We start from the raw sequence: 20,262 nt of genomic DNA, 5'->3' as shown, positions 1-20,262 counted from the left end.
GTTGCGCGCATCGATCAGCTGGGCGACCGCCGCGGCACTGCTCGCCACCGCCACCGTCGCAACGGCGCAGACGAAAATACCCGGTGACCCGTACGCCGACGATCAGTCGGGCATCGTCGCCGACCCCTGCCCCGCGCATCCCAAGCCGGCGGACAAGGCGGCGGGGACCATGGCGAACCTCCACATGCTCACGCGCGACCACGGTCAGCTGTGCCGCTACGACGCGGCCAATCGCGCGCTGGCCGAGAAGCCGCGCGTCGTCTTCATGGGCGACTCCATCACCGACAACTGGATCAATCTCGCGCCCGATTTCTGGCGCGACGGCCGCGTCGACCGCGGCATCAGCGGCCAGACCACGTCGCAGATGCTGCTGCGCTTCCGCCAGGACGTGATCGATCTTCGACCCCAAGCCGTCCACATCATGGCGGGGACCAACGACGTGGCCGGCAACACCGGCGCGACCACGATCGAGACGGTCGAGGGCAACATCCAGAGCATGGCCGAGCTGGCGCGTGCCAACGGGATCAAGGTGATCCTCGCCTCGGTGCCGCCCGCCGCGTCCTTCCCGTGGAGCCCGGACAAGCGCCCCGCGCCGCAGATCGCCGCGCTCAACGCCTGGCTCAAGGCCTATGCGCGGCGCACCGGCGCGACCTGGGTGGACTATCATCCGGTGCTCGCCACGCCGGCGGGCGCGATGCGCGAGGGTCTGGCGAGCGACGGCGTCCACCCCACCGCCGCGGGCTATGCCGCGATGGCGCCCGTCGCGCTCGACTCGATCCGCCGCGCGCTCGGGCGCTGAGCGTGGCCGCGATCCAGCGCCGCGCCTTCCTCGCCGGCTCGGCCGCGGTGCTCGCCGCGCGCGCCGGCCTCGCCGCCAGTCCGACCGGCACGGTGCGCGGGCCGGTCCAACCGACGTGGGAGTCGCTGCGCTCGCACTATCGCGTCCCCGACTGGTTCCGTGACGCCAAGCTGGGGCTGTGGTCGCATTGGGGGCCGCAGGCGGTGCCCGAGCAGGGCGATTGGTACGGCCGCTTCCTCTACATGCAGGGGCACCCGGTCTACGAGCACCACCTACGCACCTACGGCCATCCGACGAAGGTCGGGATGAAGGACATCCAGAACCTGTGGAAGGCCGAGCGCTGGGACCCGCAGGCGCTGGTCGACCGCTACAAGCGCGTCGGCGCCAAGTATTTCATGGCGCTCGCCTGCCACCACGACAATCTCGACTGCTACGACAGCCGCTATCACGCCTGGAATTCGCTACGTGTCGGCCCAAAGCGCGACGTCGTCGGCACATGGGAACGCGCGGCGCGGCAGGCGGGGCTCAAGTTCGGCGTGTCGAACCATGCCGCACACGCCTGGCACTGGTACCAGACCGCCTACGCCTACGACCCCGAAGGATCGCGTGCGGGCGAGCGCTACGACGCCTATCACCTCACCCGCGCCGACGGGCGCGGCACCTGGTGGGACGGGCTCGATCCGCAGCAGCTCTACACCGGCCGCCACATCGTCGCGCCCGACGGCATCCGTAGCGCCGCCGCCATGGGCAAGTGGCACGAGGCGCACGACGGCCAGTGGATCGAGACGCCGCCGCCTGCCGACCCGCGCTACGCCGCCCAGTGGCTGCTGCGCCAGGCCGACCTCATGGCCAAGTACAAGCCGGACCTCTGCTACATGGACGATACCGCGCTGCCGTTCGGCGCGATCGGGCTGGAAGCGGCGGCGGACTATTACAACCGCGCGATCCAGTGGCACGGCGCGCCGGAGGTGGTGCTCACCGGCAAGAAGCTGGAGCCGCACCAATTGGGCGGGATCATCGAGGACGTCGAGCGCGGCTTCAGCGACCGGCTGCGCGCCGAGCCGTGGCAGACCGACACCTGCATCGGCGACTGGTTCTACAATGTCGCCAGGCTCAACGACCGCAGCTACAAGACCGCCGAGGACGTGGTGCAGCGGCTGGCCGATGTCGTCTCGAAGAACGGCAATTTGCTGCTCTCGATCCCGCAGCCGGGTCACGGCGCGATCGACGCCGAGGAGGAGAAGATCCTGGACGCGATGGAACGCTGGATGGCGATCAACGGCGAGGCGATCTTCGCCTCGCGCCCATGGCGGATCTACGGCGAAGGGCCGACCCAGGTCGCCGCCGGCGCGCAGAACGAGGAGGCGGCCAAGCCCTTCACCGCCGAGGACGTGCGCTTCACCACCCGCGCCGGCGCGCTCTACGCGCTGTTCCTCAAGCCGCCCGCCGGCACCGCACGCGTCGCCGCGCTGGCGACGCGGCCGAACGCGCCGGTGGTCGAGCGCGTCACGCTGCTGGGCGGCGGCACGGTGGCGCACCGCCAGACGCCGCGCGGGCTCGAGCTCGACCTGGGCGGGCGCGCGCCGGGCGGCTTCGTCCCGGCGGTACGCGTGGACGGGCGCGGGCTGGCATGAGCGGCGCGTCGATGCGGCGGCTGCCGCTGGTGCTGGTTGTCGCGCTCTTCTTCCTGTGGGGCGTCGCCAACAACCTCAACGACGTGCTGATCGCGCACTTCAAGAAGCTGTTCGTGCTGAGCGATCTCGGCGCGGGGCTGGTGCAGTCGGCCTTCTACCTCGGCTATTTCTGCCTCGCCATCCCGGCGGCGCTGACGATGCGGCGCTTCGGCTACCGTGCCGCGGTGCTGCTCGGGCTGCTGCTGTACGGCGCGGGCGCGCTGATGTTCTGGCCCGCCGCGGCGTGGCAGAGCTATCCCGCCTTCCTGCTGGCGCTGTTCGTGATCGCGAGCGGGCTGGGCTTCCTCGAGACCTCGGCCAACCCGCTGATGGCCAAGCTGGGCAGCGAGGACACCGCGGCGCGGCGGCTCAACCTGGCCCAGGCGTTCAACCCGCTCGGGTCGATCACGGGCGTGCTGATCGGCAGCCAATTCATCCTGTCGGGTCAGTCCGGGCCGGTCACCGGCGAGGCCGCACGCGCGGCCGAGGCGGCGGCGGTGCAGTTGCCCTATCTCGTCATCGGGTTGGGCGTGCTGGTCTGGGCGGTGCTGATCCGGCTGACGCCCTTCCCGCCGGTCGCGACCGAGCGCGACGTCGAGGAGGGCGTGGGTGCCGCGGGCGACTTCGCCGAGGTGGTGCGCTCGGCGCGGGTGCGCGGCGGCGTCGCGGCGCAGTTCTTTTACGTCGGCGCGCAGGTCGGCATCTGGAGCTTCCTGATCCGCTACAGCGAGGTGGCGGTGCCCGGCACGAGCGAGCGCACCGCGGCCAATTACCTGACGCTGTCGCTGGTGCTGTTCATGGTGGGCCGGTTCGCGGGCACCGCGCTGATGACCCGCGTCGCGCCGGCGCGGCTGCTCGCCGGCTTCGCCGCGATCGCGGGCGCGCTGACGCTGGCGGCGGCGCTGCTCGGCGGCGGGATCGGCATCGTTGCGCTGGTGGCGACCAGCTTCTTCATGTCGATCATGTACCCGACGATCTTCGCCGAGGCGGTGCGCGACCTCGGCGCGCTGACCAAATCCGCGGCGGCGCTGCTCGTGATGGCGATCGTCGGCGGTGCGGTGTTCCCGGCGCTGATGGGGCTGGTGTCGGATCGCAGCGGCTCGATCGTCGTCGCGATGGTCGTGCCGGCGGCGTGCTTCGTGGTGGTGCTGCTGTATGCGCTCTCGCTGCGGCGGGGGCGCGCGTGATCGACACCCACGTCCACCTCTGGCGCATCGGCGCCAACGGCCACAGCTGGCCGACGCCCGACCTCACCGCGATCCACCGTGACTTCCTGATGGACCACTGGCGCGCTCTGCCCGGCGCGACGGCGGTCGACGGCGTGGTGCTGGTCCAGTCGCAACCCGACGCGCGCGACACCGACTGGCTGCTCGCGATCGCGGCGCAGGAGCCGCAGGTGCTCGCGGTGACCGGCTGGGCCGACGTCGACGCGCCCGACGCCGTCGGCACGGTCGAGCGGCTGGCGCGCGCGCCCAAGCTGCGCGCGCTGCGCCCGATGGTGCAGGACCTCGCCGCCGACTGGTACGACGAGCCCGCGCGCGACCCGGTGTGGGAGGCGATGGCGCACGCCGGGCTGGTGCTGGAGGCGCTGGTGCGCCCGCGCCACCTGGCGAGCCTCGCGCGGCTCGCGGCGCGGCATCCCGCGCTCACGATCGTGATCGACCACGGCGCCAAGCCGGTCCTCGACGATCTCGCCGCCTGGCAGGCCGAGATGGCCGCGCTCGCCGCGCTGCCACAAGTGCGCTGCAAGCTCTCCGGCCTGCTCACCGAGCGCCGCCCCGCCGATCCGCCCGAGGCGATCGCGCCCGCCGCCGCCGCGCTGGTCGCGCTGTTCGCGCCCGAGCGGCTGATGTGGGGCAGCGACTGGCCCGTGCTCGCGCTCGCGGGCGACTATGCCGGCTGGCAGGCACAGGCGCGCGCGCTGGTGCCGGCCGAGCATCACGCCGCGGTGTTCGATGCCACCGCGCGCGCCACTTACGGGATCGCCGCATGACGCTGACGCTGCCGCCACTCGGCATGGGCTGTGCCGGCATCGGCAACCTCTACCGCGCCGTGGACGAGGCCACCGCCGACGCCACCGTCGCCGCCGCGCTCGCCGCGGGAATCGGCTATTTCGACGTCGCGCCGCATTACGGCTTCGGGCTCGCGGAGGAGCGGCTCGGCCGCGCGCTGGAGCGCCACGATCCGGAGGGGCGCGCGATCGTCTCGACCAAGGTCGGCCGGCTGCTCATGCCGACCGACAGCGCCGCGCCCGAGCGGCATGGCTTCGTCGCCGCGCCGCCGCTCGAGCCGGTGTTCGACTATGGCCGCGACGCGATCCTGCGCAGCCACGAGGCCAGCCTCGCGCGGCTCAGGCGCGACCGGGTCGAGATCCTGTTCGCGCACGATCTCGGCGAGGTGACCCATGGCGCCGACGCCGAGCGCCACCTGCGCGTCTTCCTCGACGGCGGCTATCGCGCACTGCGCGACCTGCGCGACGCGGGCGCGATCGACGCGATCGGATTGGGCGTCAACGAGATCGCGATATGCGAGCGGCTGCTCGACGCGATCGAGCTTGACGTCATCCTGCTCGCCGGCCGCTACACGTTGCTGGAGCCCGACGCTGCCGCCGCGCTGCTCGACCGCTGCGCGCGCGTCGGCACGCGCGTGGTGATCGGCGGGCCGTATAACAGCGGGATCCTGGTGGAGGGCAGCGCGGCGCAGGGACACTTCAACTACGCCCCCGCCCCTGCCGAGGTGGTCGCGCGCGTTGCCGCGCTGGAGCGGGTCTGCGCGCGCCACGGCGTGCCGCTGCCCGCCGCCGCGCTGCAATTTCCCACGCGCTCGCCCGCGGTGGCGAGCGTCATCCCGGGCCTGGTCGGCGCGGCGCAGGTGGCGGACACGCTGCGCTACGCGCGCCACCCCATTCCCGAGCCGCTGTGGGACGATTGTCGCGCCGCGCTCGATTTATCTTCAACGGAGACATCCGCGTGAGCGACCGTCTGGCGGGCAAGACCGCCTTCATCACCGCCGCAGGTCAGGGCATCGGCCGTGCCACCGCCGAGCTGTTCGCGCGCGAGGGCGCGCGCGTCATCGCCAGCGATATCGACCGCGCCAAGCTCGACGGCCTTGATGCCGAGACGCTCGCGCTCGACGTGCGTGACGCCGCCGCGGTCGCCGCGCTGCCGGGGCGGACCGGGCCGGTCGACGTGCTCGTCAACTGCGCCGGCTTCGTCCACAGCGGCACCATCCTCGACTGCGACGAGGACGCCTGGGCCTTCTCCAACGCGCTCAACGTCACCGCCATGTACCGCACGGTGCGCGCCTTCCTGCCGGCGATGCTGGAGCGCGGCGGCGGCAGCATCGTCAACGTGTCCTCGATCGCCAGCTCGATCAAGGGCATTCCCAATCGCTTCGCCTATGGCGCGACCAAGGCGGCGGTGATCGGGCTGACCAAGTCGGTCGCGGCCGATTTCGTCGCGCGCGGGATCCGCTGCAACGCGATCTGCCCGGGCACGGTAGACTCGCCCTCGCTCCAGCAGCGGCTCCACGACACCGGCGACTATGCCAAGGCGCGCGCCGACTTCACTGCGCGCCAGCCGATGGGGCGGCTCGGGCGACCGGAGGAGGTTGCCGCGCTCGCTCTGTACCTCGCCAGCGACGAGTCGGCGTTCACGACCGGGCGGGCGCACATCATCGACGGCGGGTGGATCAATTGACCCGGCGCCACGTCCTGCTGCTCGACCTCGTCGACCAGCCTGAGTCGATCGCGCGCTACGAGGCGTGGCATGCCGCCGGCGCAGTGCCTAAGCCGGTCGTGGCGAGCATCCGCGCTGCGGGGATCGCGGCGATGCAGATCTTCCGCAGCGCCAACCGGCTGGTGATGGTGATGGACGTCACCGCGGCGTTCGACCCTGCGGCCAAGGCGCGCGCCGACGCCGCCGACCCGGACGTGGTCGCCTGGGAGACGCTGATGGACGGCTTCCAGCAGCGCCTGCCGTGGGCCGCCTCGGGGGAGAAGTGGGTCGAGGCGGGACTGATCTTCGACCTCGCGGCGCAGGGCTGACGCGGGAGAGGCAGCCCTGCACGGCCTTCGCGCAGGCCGGCGTGCTGATCCACCGACGTAGCCCTGCACACGCAGGAGCCCAGGCCTACCCACGTCATCCCTGTGTGGTCCTGGGCTCCGGCGTTCGCCGGAGCACAGTTTGACTTGGGTCGGCTCTTCCTGGCCGTTTGCCACCTCACGCGCGCCCGTAGCGCCCGTTCCCCGGCGCCAGCCCGAGCAGCTCGCGGATCCGCGCCGGCGCCATCGGCGCACGCTCGGCGATCTCGGCGAGCTGCACCACGCGCTCGACCAGCTGGCGGTTGGTGGCCAACGTGGCGCGCGCGCGGTCGAGCCAGATATTGTCCTCCAGCCCGACGCGGACGTGGCGCCCCAGCGCCGCCGCGAGCGACATCGCGGGGGTCTGCGCCGCGCCGATCCCCGCGGCCGCCCAGGTGACGTCGGGCGGCATCACTGCCTCCACCGCGCCGAATTCAACGGCGCTCGCCTGCAGGCCGGCGATGTTGCCGAACAGGACGTTGCAGTAAAACGGCGGCGTGAGCATCGCGCGTGAGCGCATGTATTTGAGGTAATTGATCATGCCGAGGTCGAAGACCTCCAGCTCGGGCATACGGCGCGGTCGTGCATGCGGCGTGCCAGGAACTGGATCGTCGACGGACTGTTCACGCTGGCCTGCTGGACGAAGTTGAGCGACGACAGCGTCAGGGAGCCCATGTCCGGCTTGAGCTCACCATCCAGGTTCAGCGGCGCGGCGCGCAGATCGGGGTCGGTGACGTTGCGGCCGCTCAGCGACACGCAGATGACCAGATCGGGCGCGTGGCGTCGAATACCCTCGATGATCGCGGCGAACGTGTCCGGATTGACCTCGGGTGCGCCCGAAAGCGCGTCGCGCGTGTGGAGGTGCGCGATGCCGGCGCCCAGGTCGCAGGCCGCGAGCACGTCGTCGACGATCTCGGTAACCGTGATCGGCACGTGCGGCGTGTGCTCCTTGGTCGGCACCATCCCGGTGGGAGCGAAGTTGATGATCAGATCGTCCATGCGGCTGCGCCCTTCCTCTGTTCTGAGGCGCGGCACGCGGGAGCGATCGCGACCGCGATGACGCGCCTGTCCTCTTTTAGGAAAGGCCTTCGAGCGGCCAGGGAAGCCGGCGGGGGTGGCTAGCTCAAGACGGACCGTGCGCCCGTCATCAACATGGTACCGCTACCGAAAAGCGCTTGAGCGATAACGTTCACTTGGGGCAGAAGCCGTCATACTAATCGGAGGGGAAAGACGATGAACCGCAGCATGGCGCGCTGGGCGCGAACGCTACCGCTCGGGCTGCTCGCGCTCGGCACACAGGCGGTCGCCGAGCCGGTCGCCACGGTCGATCGCCACGGCAGCCTCGTCGCGATCGAGCCCTATGCGCCCAACATCGTCCGCGTCACCATCGCCACCGAGCGCGACCAGGCCGATGGCAAGCCGGGCTATGGCATCAGCGCCGCCGCCGATGCCGCGGGCTGGTCGCACAGCACCACCCAGGCCGGCGACGTCTTCGCCTCGAGCACGCTCAACGTCACCGTCAAGGCGCAGCCCTGGCCCGGTGCGCCGAGCCAGATGCAGCGCTATTTCGCCCCCTCGCTGCCGCCGGTCTCGGTCGCGATCACCACCGCGGACGGGCGCACGATCAACATGGGCGGCTGGTCGATGGCGCCGCACACGGTCTCGGGCGAGAAGACATTCCTAGTCGGCGCGAATTTCCAGGCCGACCCGAACGAGCATTTCTACGGCCTCGGGCAGAACCAGGAAGGGATCCTCGACCTGCGCGGGCGCACGATCGACTGCCGCCACTGGTATGACGCGCCGGCGGGCGAGCAGGTGTGCGTGCCCGTCCTCGTCTCCAGCCGCAACTACGCGATCGTGTGGGACAATCCCTCCGTCACCCGCGTCTCGCCCGGGATCCACGGCCAGACCCGCTTCGAGAGCGAGGTAGGCGATCGGGTCAGCTTCTTCGTCATCACCGGCAACTCGAGCGACGAGCTTTACGCCGGCTATGCCAAGCTGACCGGCAAGACCCCGCTGCCGCCCAAGGCCGCCTTCGGCCTGATCCAGTCCAAGGCGCGCTACGAGAGCCAGCAGGAGCTGATGGCGGTGGCGGACGGCTATCGCAGCCGCGGCTATCCACTCGATATGATGGTGCTCGACTGGTTCCACTGGACCCGCATGGGCCAGCTCGACATCGACCGGAACTTCTTCCCCGATCCCGCCGGGATGAACCGCGAGCTGCACCAGCGCGGGCTGCACTCGATCATCTCGGTCTGGCCGCGCTTCGAGAAGGAGAGCCGCTATTTCAACGAGCTGGATGCCAAGGGCTGGTTCCTCAAGGATGTCGACGGCAAGACCGTCGACGGCCTGCCGGTACGCTCCGACCGCGCCGGCGCATTGATCGATTCGACCAATCCCGCGGCGCGCGGCTGGTTCTGGGGCAAGGTGCGCGACAATATCCTGAGCCAGGGCTTCGACTATCTCTGGCTCGACGAGACCGAGCCCGATCTCGTGCCTGACGGCTATTTCTATTCGATCGGCTCGGGCGACCGCTACCACAACGTCTTTCCGCTGCTCCACACCGACGGTGCGGCCGAGGGATCGCGGCGGGATCGCCCCGACTTCCGCAACATGATCCTGTGCCGCGCGGCCTATCTCGGCACGCAGGCGAACGGCTGCCTGTTCTGGTCATCGGACATCCAGTCGACCTGGGAATCGCTGCGCCGCCAAGTGCCGACCGGGCTCAACATGACCGCCTCCGGCATCGCGCTCTGGTCGAGCGACACCGGCGGCTGGCAATATCCCGGCAGCAGCAACCCGGCGCACGCGCCGCTGCTCAGCCCGGCGGGCGCCACCGCGATGGGCGCGAACTATCCGGACTATCCCGAGCTGTTCGTGCGCTGGTTCCAGTACAACAGCTTCACCCCGACGCTGCGCATCCACGGCCAGCGTCCGGCGACCGCGATCTGGGACTATGGCGCCGCCGCCGAGCCGATCCTGGCCAGCTGGTCGAAGCTGCGCTATTCGCTGCTGCCGTACATCTACCCGCTGGCGCGGACCACCTATGAGACCGGGGCGCCCTTCATGCGCGCGTTGTGGATGGATTTCGCGGGCGACCCGCAGGTGTCGACCGTCGGTGACGAATATATGTTCGGCCCCGCCTTCCTGGTGGCACCGGTGACCGAGCAGGGCGCGACCAGCCGCCGCGTCTATCTGCCCGCGGGCAGCGACTGGTACGATTGGTGGACCAACCAGAAGCACGCCGGCGGCCAGTGGATCGACGCCGCCGCGCCGATCGAGCACATGCCGCTGTTCGTCCGCGCGGGCTCGATCGTGCCGATCGGCGCACCGGTGCAGAACACCTCGGCCAAGCAGGCGCTGGCCGAGATCCGCGTCTTCCCCGGCCGCGACGCCAGCGCGCGGCTGTACGACGACGACGGCACCACCGAGGCCTATCGGAAGAACGGCGGCCGCAGCGCCACGCTGCGCTGGGACGAGGCGGCGGCGCGGCTCACCGCCTCGGGTGCGCTGCCGACCGGCCAGGCGGTGGCGGGGCTGGTGAAGGTGGTCGGGCGGTAGCGCGGCGTTTCGCTGCGACGATGCCCCGTCGTCTTCGACACCTCCGTCATCCCGGATTCGGTCCGGAATCCACTGGGCAGCATCATCCGAAGCTGTAGCTTTCGCGGTACGCTGGATTCCGGAACAAGTCCGGGATGACGGGAGAAAAGAGAACCTCGGGCGACGATCGGGACGCTCCCTCGTGTGGACGAAGTTCTTGACCGCGCGCCCCCTCCCCCGCCTACACAGCGTGTGACAGGGGCGCCAAGGCGCGACACGGAGGGGGACGCCGATGATCGAGGACAGCGCGGGCAAGGACGAACGCCGCTACCGCGCGCCCGCGCTGGAGAAGGGGCTCGACATCCTCGAGCTGCTCGCCGCTTCGCCGAGCCCCCTCACCTTCACCGCGATCGTCAACCGGCTCGGCCGCAGCCATGGCGAGCTGTTCCGCATGGTGCAGGTGCTCCAGTTCCGCGGCTACCTCGACCAGGACCCGAGCGACGACGGTTATTTCCTCACCGATCGGCTGTTCTCGCTCGGCATGAAGCAGCCGCGCACGCAGAGCCTGGTCGAGGTCGCGCTGCCGGTGATGCGGCAGCTGTCGCTCGACATCCAGCAGTCGTGCCACCTCGCGCTTCACACGCTGGGCGAGATGGTGGTGGTGGCGCGGATGGAATCAAGCGAGCAGCTCGGCTTCTCGGTGCGCGTGGGCTATCGCAAGCCGCTGGCGCAGGTCGCCTCGGGCGCCGTGCTCTACGCCTTCCAGCCCGAGGACGTGCGGCGGCGCTGGGAGGCGCTACTCGACCCGCCGCTTTCGCCGGAGGAGCTCGCCGCGTTCCGCGCGCACGCCGACGCGGTGCGCGAGCGCCGTGTCGAGCTGACGCCCAGCCCGTTCGTCACCGGCGTTACCGACATCTCCGCCCCAGTGATGCGCGGCGGCGCCGCCGCTGCCGCGCTCACCGTCCCCTTCCTCAAGAAGATCGGCGCCGACCTGATGCCGCGCTCCGCCGCCAGGTCGGTGCGCGAGGCGGCGGACGCAATCGCGGCGCAGCTCGTCGAGGCGGACAGCCGGCTGTATTGAGCGGCGTCGGCCACGCCGTGCCCGCCGCGCCGCCGCCGGCGTCATCCTGAGCTTGTCTCAGGATCAACGGCGCCGCATTTGCTGCACGTGAGGCGTTTGCGGCGACGTGGATCCTGAAACGAGTCCGCGATCACGCCGAGGGTAGAGATCATCCCCGTTGTGCGCACCCGTGAACATTGATAGCACCCACGAACAGACCACAAGGGGGAGGCGGCATCATTTTGGGCTATCGCAACGCAGCAGCCGGCGTGCTCGTGACGGAGGCGGCGGCGTGACCGTGATCACCGGCCTGCAGGTGCTCGACCTGCGCTTCCCGACCTCGGCCTCGCTCGACGGCTCGGACGCGATGAACCCCGACCCGGATTATTCCGCGGCCTATTGCATCCTCGAGACCGACACGCCCGGCCTCGAAGGCCATGGCCTTACCTTCACGATCGGGCGCGGCAACGACCTGTGCTGCGCCGCGATCGAGGCGCTGCGCCCGCTGGTGGTGGGGCTCGACCTCGCCGCCGTCCGCGCCGACGGTGCCGCCTTCTGGCGCCGCGTCACCGGCGACAGCCAGCTGCGTTGGGTCGGTCCCGACAAGGGTGTGATCCATCTCGCCACCGGGGCCATCGTCAACGCGGTGTGGGACCTGCTCGCCAAGGAAGCGGGCAAGCCGCTGTGGCGGCTGGTCGCGGAGATGACGCCGGCCGAGCTGGTGCGTCAGATCCCCTTCACCTACCTCACCGATTACATCACCGAGGAAGAGGCGCTGGCGCTGCTCACCGCGCGGGCGGCGGGCAAGGAACAGCGTATCGCCGAACTCGAGCGCTCCGGCTATCCCTGCTACACCACCTCGGCCGGCTGGCTCGGCTATTCGGACGAGAAGCTCGAGCGGCTGTGCCGCGAGGCGATCGCCGAGGGCTTTTGCCACGTCAAGCTCAAGGTCGGCGTCAGCCTCGACGACGACATCCGCCGCGTCGGTATCGCGCGCCGCGCGATCGGCGAGGACGCGGTGCTGATGATCGACGCCAATCAGGTGTGGGAGGTCGGCCAGGCGATCGATCACGTCAACGCGCTCGCTTTCGCGCGGCCGTGGTTCATCGAGGAGCCGACCAGCCCGGACGACGTCGCGGGCCATGCCGCGATCCGCCGCCGCGTCGCCCCGGTCCAGGTCGCGACCGGCGAGATGTGCCAGAACCGCATCGTCTTCAAGCAGTTCATCGCCGAAGGTGCGATCGACGTGGTGCAGATCGACGCCTGCCGCCTGGGCGGCGTCAACGAGGTGCTCGCGGTGCTGCTGATGGCCGCGAAAGCCGAGCTGCCGGTCTGCCCGCACGCCGGCGGCGTGGGGCTGTGCGAATATGTCCAGCATCTCGCGATGATCGACTATCTCTGCTTCGCCGGTACCGCTGAGGGACGGGTGGCGGAATATGTCGACCACCTCCACGAGCATTTTCTGGAGCCCTGCATCGTGCGCGACGGCGCCTATCAGGCACCAACCACGCCGGGCTATTCGATCGAGATGCGGCCGGAGACGCTGCTCGACTTCCGGCACGGCCGACCGGCAGCGGGGGGCGCGAGCAGACGGCTGCACTGACATCGACACAGCACGCCCCTCCTCCTGCCGCGCAGGTGCCGCTTCATCCGCCTCAATCGTGCGGCGCTACCCTCCGCGCCCGACTATGCTACGGTGATCGCCACGAGGGCGGAGATCGCGGGTGCCAGGGACGAAGTCGGACGACGCACGGATCGGGATCAAGGGCCTCGACGACGTGCTGGGCGGGGGGCTGGAGCGATCACGCACCTTCCTCGCCGAAGGCAGCCCGGGCACGGGCAAGACCACCGTGTCGATGCAGTTCCTCATCACCGGCGCGCAGCATGGCGAGCGCTGCCTGTACGTCACGCTTTCGGAAACCGAGGACGAGCTGCGCTCCACCGCCGCGGCGCACGATTGGGACCTCACCGGCGTCGACATCTATGAGTTGATCCCACCCGAGAACCTTCTCGACGACGAACAGCAGCAGAGCCTACTCTATTCCTCCGACCTGGAACTGGGCGAGACGACGCGGCGGATCTTCGAGGCGTTCGAGCGAGTGCGCCCGCAGCGGGTCGTGATCGACAGCCTCTCCGAGATACGACTGCTCGCGCAGAGCTCGCTGCGCTACCGCCGCCAGATCCTCGCGCTGAAGCACTATTTCGCGCGAAGCGGCGCGACCGTGCTGATGCTCGACGATCTCACCACCGATCGGGACGATCAGACGGTCCATTCGGTGGCGCATGGCGTGATCCGGCTGGAGGAGCTGTCACCCGAATATGGCGGCGAGCGCCGCCGCCTGCGCGTCATCAAATATCGCGGACGCTCGTTTCGCGGCGGCTATCACGACATCAAGATCGTCAGAGGCGGCGTCTGCGTCTATCCGCGCCTGGTCGCCGCCGAGCATCGCGGCGACTTCCCGCGCGATCTGGTGACGACCGACTCGCCCGAGCTCAACCGGCTGCTCGGGGGCGGGCTGGAGCGCGGCTCCAGCGTGCTCGTGCTCGGCCCGGCCGGAACGGGCAAGACCTTGCTGGCGCTCACCTTCATTCAGACCGCGGTGGCGCGTGGCGAGCGCGCCGCGATGTTCGTCTTCGACGAGGAGATCGGACTGCTGATCCAGCGTGCCGTCGCGCTGGGCATCGACGTGCGCGCGATGATCGACGACGGTGCGCTGGTGCTTGAGCAGGTCGATGCCGCCGAACTGAGCCCGGGGGAATTCTCCGCGCGCGTGCGGCGCTGCATCAAGGAACATGGCGCGCGCACCGTCGTGGTCGACAGCATCAACGGCTATCAGGCGGCGATGCCCGGCGAGAACGCGCTGGTGCTCCACCTCCACGAGCTGCTGCAATATCTAAACCGCTGCGGCGCGACGACCTTCCTCACCGTCGCCCAGCATGGCCTGGTCGGCGACATGAGCACGCCGGTCGACGTCACCTATCTGGCCGACACGGTCGTGCTGCTGCGCTATTTCGAGGCGCTCGGCCGCGTCCGCCGCGCGATCTCGGTGGTGAAGAAGCGTACCGGGCCGCACGAGGACACGATCCGCGAATATCAGATCGGTGACCACGGCGTGACGCTGGGCGAGCCGCTCAGCGGCTTCCAAGGCGTGCTGCGCGGCGTTCCCGTGCTCCATGGCGAGCAGCAGTCGCTGCGCGGCGAGCACATGTGAAGCGCAGCACGCTCTCCGAACGCGCGCTGGTTCTCGCGCCGCGCGGCCGGGACGCCGCGGTGGCGACCGGGATGCTGAGCGAGGCCGGGCTGGAGGCGCGCGCGTGCGATACGCTGACGGATCTGGTGGCCGAGCTCGACCGCGGTACGGGCTATGCCATCGTCACCGAGGAGGCGGTCGCCACCGCCGACGTGCGCGCGCTCTCGCGCTGGATCGGCGATCAGGAGGAATGGTCCGACCTGCCCTTCATCCTGCTGACCAGCCGCGGCGGCGGGCTGGAGCGCAATCCCGCGGCGGTGCGCCACCTCGAACTGCTCGGCAACGTCACCTTCCTCGAGCGTCCCTTCCATCCGACCACGCTGATCAGCCTCGCGCGTGCCGCGATCCGCGCGCGGCGGCGACAATATGAAGCGCGCGCGCGGCTGGTCTCGATCCGCGAGAGCGAGGCGCGGCTGCGCACCTTGTTCGACACGATGGACGAGGGCTTCTGTGTGATCGAGTTCCTCGACGGCCCGCACGGCCCGCTGAGCGACTATGTCCACGTCCAGGCCAACCCTGCCTATGAGCGTCACACCGGTATCACCGACGTCGTCGGGCGGACGGTGCGCGCCTTGGTCGGCGACGAGGCGGAGGGCTGGATCGAGCTGTACCGCGGCGTGCTGACCAGCGGCGAGGCGATCCGCTTCGAACGCGAGCTGGTCGCGACGCGACGCCACCTCGAACTCGCCGCCTTCCGCGTCGAGCCGGCGAGCCGGCGCGAGGTGGCGGTGATCTTCCAGGATGTGACCGAGCGCAAGCAGGCGGAGATCGCCCTGCGCGAGCTCAACGAGACGCTGGAGCGACGCGTCGCCGCCGCGATCGACGAGCGCGAGCTGGCACTGGCGCAGCTGCACGAGGCGCAGAAGCTCGAGACGATCGGCCAGCTCACCGGGGGTGTCGCGCACGATTTCAACAACCTGCTCACCCCGATCACGGGCGCGCTCGACCTGCTCGGCAAGCGCTACACCGACGACGCGCGTTCCGCCCGACTGATCGACGGCGCGCTCCAGTCTGCCGAGCGCGCCAAGACGCTGGTGCAGCGCCTGCTCCAGTTCGCGCGGCGACAGGCGCTGGAGACACACGCGGTCGATACCGCGGCACTGATCGAGGGGATGCGTGATCTGATCGCCAGCTCGATCGGCGGCCGGGTCGAGCTCAAGCTGGTGCTGCCGGACGACCTGCCGCCGGCGCTGGCCGACCCCAACCAGCTCGAACTCGCGCTGCTCAACCTGTGCGTCAACGCCCGCGACGCCATGCCCGAGGGCGGTCGGCTCACCGTCGTCGCCGCGACCGAGGCGGTGGGGCCGGGTTCGCCGCTCCGCCTCGCGCCCGGCGCCTATGTGCGGCTGGCGGTGATCGACACCGGCACCGGCATGGACAAGGCGACGCTCGCACGCGCGATCGAGCCCTTCTACTCCACCAAGGAGCGCGGCAAGGGTACCGGCCTGGGTCTGTCGATGGTCCACGGACTCGCCGCGCAGCTCGGCGGCGCCTTCGTCATGACGAGCAAGCCCGGCCAGGGCACGCGTGCCGACCTCTACCTGCCCGTCGCCGAACGCGACGCCGAGACCGGCGCGCAGCAGCGCGAGGGCGAGCGGATTGCCGAGATTCGCCCGCTTGCGGTGCTGCTGGTCGACGACGAGGATCTGGTGCGCGCCGGCACCGCCGAGATGCTGCGCGATCTCGGTCATCAGGTCGCCGAGGCGAGCGACGGCGCCGCGGCGCTCGCGGCACTCGACGACGGCCTCTCGGTCGACGCGGTGTTGACCGATTACATGATGCCGCGGATGAACGGCGCCGAGCTCGCCGCCGAGGTCCACCGCCGCCACCCGCACCTGCCGGTGCTGGTGGTGACGGGCTATGCTGGCGGCGACCTCGCGTTGGAGCTACCGCAGCTCGCCAAGCCGTTCCGCCGCGCCGATCTCGCCGGCGCGCTCGCGGCGCTGACGAGCAGCGGCAAGGTGGTGCGGCTGGCCGGGCGACGGCACTAGAGTTCAATCCACCGCCATCGGCTCTGCGCTCCGGCGACACGCCGGAGCTCAGCGCCAGCCGTACACACCAGATGGATCAGACGCCTGCGCGGATGCGGCGAGCGGACGATCGCCGCCCCGCCTCACCTATCGAACCCGTCGCTGTTCTGCCCGCGCGCGCGAAGCCTCGCCGCATGCACCGCGTCCGCGGTAAGCGCGTGGCCACGTCGCTCGGCGCGCAGTACCTGCGCCACGCGCTTGCCGTGGATCATCAGCGGCAAACCGAGCAGCGCGGCGACGAAGAGCGGTACCATCAGCGGTGACCGATCGAGCGAGAGACAGGCGGTGCACGCGCCAACGGTCAACGCGAGGCCGCCCAGGCGCCAGGCGTGATCGCGCCGGGTCACGCCCGCACCCGCGCGATCACGCGGGCGCCGGCGCGCGCCAGGGCGAGCGTCGCTGCTTCGGAGAGCGCGGCCGGCGCCAGCACGATGTCTGCCGGAACATCGTGCTCCTGCGCGAGCGCCTCCACCATGTCCGCGCAGTCGAAGCATATACCGATCGCCGCGTCGTCGAGCGCAGCCGCGGCGGCGCGGGCGCGCGCGATCAGCGCGGGCGCACCGTCGACACCGCGTGCCTCGATCGCGACAAAGCCGAGCGCGCGCGCATGCCGCGCCGCGGCGAGCAGCAGCGCACCGTCGCCGCAGTCGGCGTCGACGATCCGCACCGCGCGGCGACGCGCCGCCCGCAACTCGGCGAGGGCCCGTGCCAGCACAGGCCAGCGCGCGTCCGCCATCGGGCCGGGGCGTGACGCGGCGGGTGGCCGCGGCGTCGCTGGATCGGGGATCGCCAACCGACGAAGGTGAAGCCGCACCATTTCGCGTCATAGCCTCGCATGATCGGGCGTCCGAGCGCCCGCCGACCACAGCTACGAGGCGGCGCATAGGCGTGCGAGAGCGATCGCGATCGATCGCGTAGCGCGCGCGTATAGCGGGCTCAGCCCGCCAGCAGCGCATCGACCCAGGCCGGCACCAGCACGCCCGCCGGTCCCAACCGCATCTCGTCGAACCAGGCGCTCCCGGCCGAGCGCTCGAGGTTGAGCTCGAGCGTCGCCGCGCCGCCCGCGGCGGCGCCGCGCACAAAGCCGGCGGCCGGATAGACCGCGCCCGAAGTGCCGATGGAGACGAACAGGTCGGCGTGCCCTAGCGCTGCCTCGATCCGCTCCATCTCGTACGGCATCTCGCCGAAGAAGACGATGTCGGGGCGCAGCGCGGTCGCGCCACACGTCGGACAGCGCGTCGCGGGTGGCAGCGCGTCATGCCACGGGTGGCGCGTGCCACAGGCGGCGCACAACGCCGAGTGCAGCTCGCCGTGCATGTGGAGCAAACGGCGCGCCCCGGCGCGCTCGTGCAGGTCGTCGACGTTCTGGGTCACGATCAGCAGCTCGCCCGGCCAGGCGGCGTCGAGCCGCGCCAGCGCGTCATGCGCGGCGTTGGGCGCGACCGTGTCGAGCGCGGCGCGGCGCAAGTCGTAGAAGCGATGCACCAGCGCGGGATCGCGCGCGAGCGCCTCGGCCGTGCAGACGTCCTCGACGCGGTGGCCCTCCCACAGGCCACCCGGTCCGCGGAACGTCGCGATGCCGCTCTCGGCCGATACGCCGGCGCCGGTGAGGATGACGATGTTGCCGACGGCGGTCATGCGCCAGGTGATATCGCCGCGGGCCCGAGCCGACTAGCGCCGCCTGGAGGCGCGCTGCTGGGGAGCCGATGATGCCGCGAGAACCGGGCCGCTATGCCGCCAGACGCCTGCTGATCGCGATCGCGATCGGCCTGGTCGCGATCGTCGCGGTGATGCTGGTGTTCAAGACGAGCGCGCACAATCCTCGGCTGACCGAGCACAACCATCAGGCCGACGATCGAGCCGCGCTGCGACGCGATCAGTCGGGCATGACATAGGCGAGCGCCTCGCGCGCGATCCGCTCCACACGGCGGACAGCGTAGCGCGCTTCCCCAAGCGCGACATAGCCGCCAGCGGTGGGCAGCGATGCCTCGTCGCGCTCGCAGAGGAAGCGCTTCGGCTGATCCTGGCAATAGGTCACGCGGGTGGTGCCCGCGAGCGACGGCGTGATGGGTCGGCTCGACATGGTGCGATGTCCTGGCCGCCGGTGGTCAGCCGGCGCGGGGTGAGGGCGACGCGGTACTGCGCCGCCCTCGATGCGCCGACTCACGTCGACGCGCAGCGGGATGGTCTTCAGACCGCCTGGCTGAAGCGCACCGCGGTACGACGGCGACGCATCGCATAGCCGACCACGCCGAAGCCCATGATCATCATCGCCCAGGTCGCCGGCTCGGGCACCGCCGAGTTGACCGGGGTGAAGGTGGCCTGGCCGCCGTACGCGCCATTGCCGCGCGACAGGCCGGTGACGACGAGCTTGTTCAGCTGGCCGGCCACGATCGGCACGTTGTTGGTAAAGGCGACCTCGAAGGCGCCGCCCGCCGTCTTCGTGATCTGCGCCGCGATGTCGTTGATCGTCACCGAGGTGAAGTCGAGATCGTTGGCCGAACCGAGGTCGGTCACGCTGGTCGTCACCGTGCCGCTGCCCAGGCCGTTGGTCGGCAGCGTGAAGGTGAAGGTGTCGGAAAACACGCCGGCGGCGAGGCCGGTCGCGTAGAACGCGCCCGAGAAGGTACCGTTGGGGCCGGCGGTCGCCTGGAAGTTGGGCGAGCCGACCGGGTAGGTGGCGGCGGCGGCGGGCGCGGCAGCACCGATCACCGCGGCGGCGGCAGCGGCGATAGCGACGACAGATCTCATGTATGAACTCCCTGACTGGAACACGACTTCGACGCACGAAGCCGTCGTTCAGAATGCCCGAGAGCGTCGATCGGCGTGACCCTCTTGTGAACCGCGCCTGCCCCAGCGCGAGGCAGTCAAAACAGGTGCTTTTTCATTTTCTTCGGGAACTTTTGCGGGTGAGTGGTAACGTGATCGCCGCAGGACGCGGCGCTTACGCCTGCGCCGCGCGGCGCGCATGCGCCTGAGTGCCGCGCGTGATCACTTCGTCCGCAGGCAGGATCGTCGCGACGGGTACGTCGGGCTGTGCCAGGATCTCCCCGTAGAGCGGCGCGAAATCGGTCTCCACCGTGGCGCGCAGCAGCGCGTCGAAGCTCGGGATGACGAAGTAATTCTGCTGAAAATCGTCGATGCGATAGTCGGTGCGCATCACCCGCTTCAGGTCGAAGGCGATCCGGTGAGGACTGTCGCTCTCCAGCGCGAACCGGGTCTCCGCCGCCGATGAGACGATCCCGGAACCATAGATGCGCAGTCCCTCGCCCTCGTCGATCAGCCCGAACTCGACCGTGTACCAGTAGAGTCTGCCCAGCTGCTTGAGCGCGCCGAGCTCCAGCGCGCGTTGACCGCCGCGGCCATAGGCTTCGAGGTAGTCGGCGAAAACCGGGTCGGCGAGCATCGGTACGTGCCCGAACACGTCGTGGAAGACGTCGGGCTCCTGAATATAGTCGAGCTGATCGGGGCGACGGATGAAATTGCCCGCCACGAAGCGGCGGTTCGCCATATGGTCGAAAAACACGTCGTCGGGCACCAGCCCCGGCACCGCCACCACCTGCCAGCCGGTCAGCTTCATCAACCGCTCGGACAGTTCTTGGAAGTCAGGGATGCCGGGCTTGGAGAGATTGAGCACGTCCAGTCCACGCAGGTAGGCGTCGGCCGCGCGCCCCGGCAACAGCGCGCTTTGGCGCTGGAACAGCATGTCCCAGGTGGCGTGTTCCTCGGCGGTGTAGTGCGACCAGTCCTGCGCGACGGTCCAGTCGGTCGCGGCGCCGGGCGGCGGGGAGTCGAGCACGTGTGTTTCCTCGGTCATGCCTCCCGGTA

19 protein-coding genes and 1 pseudogene are annotated in these 20,262 nt (G+C 70.2%); 13 read left to right on the top strand and 7 right to left on the bottom strand.

The genetic code is table 11. The features are described from left to right. Position 1: 1 nt before the first annotated feature. The 7 genes from QBJ89_RS07680 to QBJ89_RS07650 are packed head-to-tail and all read left to right on the top strand — an operon-like array spanning position 2 to position 6,517. Entirely contained in the window at positions 2-799 is a 798-nt protein-coding gene (locus tag QBJ89_RS07680; RefSeq protein ID WP_277979939.1) for an SGNH/GDSL hydrolase family protein, read from the top strand. 2 nt (positions 800-801) lie between these two features. Further along, positions 802-2,433 carry an alpha-L-fucosidase gene (locus QBJ89_RS07675; protein WP_277979938.1) on the top strand — a complete coding sequence of 544 codons (1,632 nt, stop codon included), beginning with the start codon at positions 802-804 and terminating at the stop codon, positions 2,431-2,433. Next, on the top strand, positions 2,430-3,659 hold the full coding sequence (gene fucP, locus QBJ89_RS07670; RefSeq protein ID WP_277979937.1) for an L-fucose:H+ symporter permease: 1,230 nt from the start codon (positions 2,430-2,432) through the stop codon (positions 3,657-3,659). The genes QBJ89_RS07675 and fucP overlap by 4 nt, the downstream gene beginning before the upstream one ends. Next, a complete protein-coding gene (locus tag QBJ89_RS07665) occupies positions 3,656-4,465 on the top strand; it encodes an amidohydrolase family protein (protein ID WP_277979936.1) in 810 nt (269 codons plus the stop codon). Before fucP ends, QBJ89_RS07665 begins: the two co-directional genes overlap by 4 nt. Beyond that, positions 4,462-5,445, top strand: coding sequence for an aldo/keto reductase (locus QBJ89_RS07660; protein ID WP_277979935.1), 984 nt, complete (start codon positions 4,462-4,464; stop codon positions 5,443-5,445). The genes QBJ89_RS07665 and QBJ89_RS07660 overlap by 4 nt, the downstream gene beginning before the upstream one ends. Further along, complete coding sequence (locus QBJ89_RS07655; protein ID WP_277979934.1) at positions 5,442-6,170, top strand: SDR family oxidoreductase; 729 nt, start codon at positions 5,442-5,444, stop codon at positions 6,168-6,170. Before QBJ89_RS07660 ends, QBJ89_RS07655 begins: the two co-directional genes overlap by 4 nt. Then, positions 6,167-6,517 carry an L-rhamnose mutarotase gene (locus tag QBJ89_RS07650; protein ID WP_277979933.1) on the top strand — a complete coding sequence of 117 codons (351 nt, stop codon included), beginning with the start codon at positions 6,167-6,169 and terminating at the stop codon, positions 6,515-6,517. Before QBJ89_RS07655 ends, QBJ89_RS07650 begins: the two co-directional genes overlap by 4 nt. 175 nt (positions 6,518-6,692) lie before the next feature. Here QBJ89_RS07650 and QBJ89_RS07645 read toward each other — a convergent pair. Further along, positions 6,693-7,516 (bottom strand): annotated as a pseudogene (locus QBJ89_RS07645) (3-keto-5-aminohexanoate cleavage protein). A 282-nt stretch (positions 7,517-7,798) separates the two neighbouring features. Between QBJ89_RS07645 and QBJ89_RS07640 the strand changes: the two are divergent. The 5 genes from QBJ89_RS07640 (at position 7,799) to QBJ89_RS07620 (ending at position 16,395) form a co-directional block, all read left to right on the top strand. Beyond that, positions 7,799-10,114: a TIM-barrel domain-containing protein gene (locus tag QBJ89_RS07640; protein WP_431522522.1), complete on the top strand. Its 2,316-nt coding sequence runs from the start codon at positions 7,799-7,801 to the stop codon at positions 10,112-10,114. A 271-nt stretch (positions 10,115-10,385) separates the two neighbouring features. Then, entirely contained in the window at positions 10,386-11,174 is a 789-nt protein-coding gene (locus QBJ89_RS07635) for an IclR family transcriptional regulator (RefSeq protein ID WP_277979931.1), read from the top strand. A 271-nt stretch (positions 11,175-11,445) separates the two neighbouring features. Further along, a complete protein-coding gene (locus QBJ89_RS07630; protein ID WP_277979930.1) occupies positions 11,446-12,756 on the top strand; it encodes an L-fuconate dehydratase in 1,311 nt (436 codons plus the stop codon). Between the two features lie 121 nt (positions 12,757-12,877). After that, positions 12,878-14,365: an ATPase domain-containing protein gene (locus tag QBJ89_RS07625; protein WP_277979929.1), complete on the top strand. Its 1,488-nt coding sequence runs from the start codon at positions 12,878-12,880 to the stop codon at positions 14,363-14,365. Next, positions 14,362-16,395, top strand: coding sequence for a response regulator (locus QBJ89_RS07620; protein ID WP_277979928.1), 2,034 nt, complete (start codon positions 14,362-14,364; stop codon positions 16,393-16,395). Before QBJ89_RS07625 ends, QBJ89_RS07620 begins: the two co-directional genes overlap by 4 nt. A 122-nt stretch (positions 16,396-16,517) precedes the next feature. Here the strand turns inward: QBJ89_RS07620 and QBJ89_RS07615 are convergent, their stop codons facing one another. The 3 genes from QBJ89_RS07615 to QBJ89_RS07605 form a co-directional block, all read right to left on the bottom strand. Beyond that, positions 16,518-16,781, bottom strand: coding sequence for a hypothetical protein (locus QBJ89_RS07615; RefSeq protein ID WP_277979927.1), 264 nt, complete (start codon positions 16,779-16,781; stop codon positions 16,518-16,520). Continuing rightward, positions 16,778-17,149, bottom strand: a complete 372-nt coding sequence (locus QBJ89_RS07610) for an SAM-dependent methyltransferase (RefSeq protein WP_277979926.1) — start codon at positions 17,147-17,149, stop codon at positions 16,778-16,780. The genes QBJ89_RS07615 and QBJ89_RS07610 overlap by 4 nt, the downstream gene beginning before the upstream one ends. A 221-nt stretch (positions 17,150-17,370) precedes the next feature. Next, entirely contained in the window at positions 17,371-18,072 is a 702-nt protein-coding gene (locus QBJ89_RS07605) for an NAD-dependent deacylase (RefSeq protein WP_277979925.1), read from the bottom strand. Positions 18,073-18,143: 71 nt separating this feature from the next. Between QBJ89_RS07605 and QBJ89_RS07600 the strand changes: the two genes are divergently transcribed. Then, a complete protein-coding gene (locus QBJ89_RS07600; protein ID WP_277979924.1) occupies positions 18,144-18,329 on the top strand; it encodes a hypothetical protein in 186 nt (61 codons plus the stop codon). Here the strand turns inward: QBJ89_RS07600 and QBJ89_RS07595 are convergent. The 3 genes from QBJ89_RS07595 to phhA form a co-directional block, all read right to left on the bottom strand. Further along, on the bottom strand, positions 18,311-18,517 hold the full coding sequence (locus QBJ89_RS07595; protein WP_277979923.1) for a hypothetical protein: 207 nt from the start codon (positions 18,515-18,517) through the stop codon (positions 18,311-18,313). The two genes, QBJ89_RS07600 and QBJ89_RS07595, sit on opposite strands and share 19 nt — an antisense overlap. 107 nt (positions 18,518-18,624) lie before the next feature. After that, positions 18,625-19,185, bottom strand: a complete 561-nt coding sequence (locus tag QBJ89_RS07590) for an FxDxF family PEP-CTERM protein (RefSeq protein ID WP_277979922.1) — start codon at positions 19,183-19,185, stop codon at positions 18,625-18,627. Between the two features lie 193 nt (positions 19,186-19,378). Beyond that, a complete protein-coding gene (gene phhA, locus QBJ89_RS07585) occupies positions 19,379-20,251 on the bottom strand; it encodes a phenylalanine 4-monooxygenase (protein WP_277979921.1) in 873 nt (290 codons plus the stop codon). Between the last annotated feature and the right edge of the window lie 11 nt (positions 20,252-20,262).

Source organism: Sphingomonas phyllosphaerae, from assembly GCF_029623345.1.
Taxonomy (GTDB): Bacteria; Pseudomonadota; Alphaproteobacteria; order Sphingomonadales; family Sphingomonadaceae; genus Sphingomonas; species Sphingomonas phyllosphaerae_C.
The sequence above is the reverse complement of the archived record's forward strand: the minus strand, read 5'-3'. Positions and strand labels throughout refer to the sequence as shown.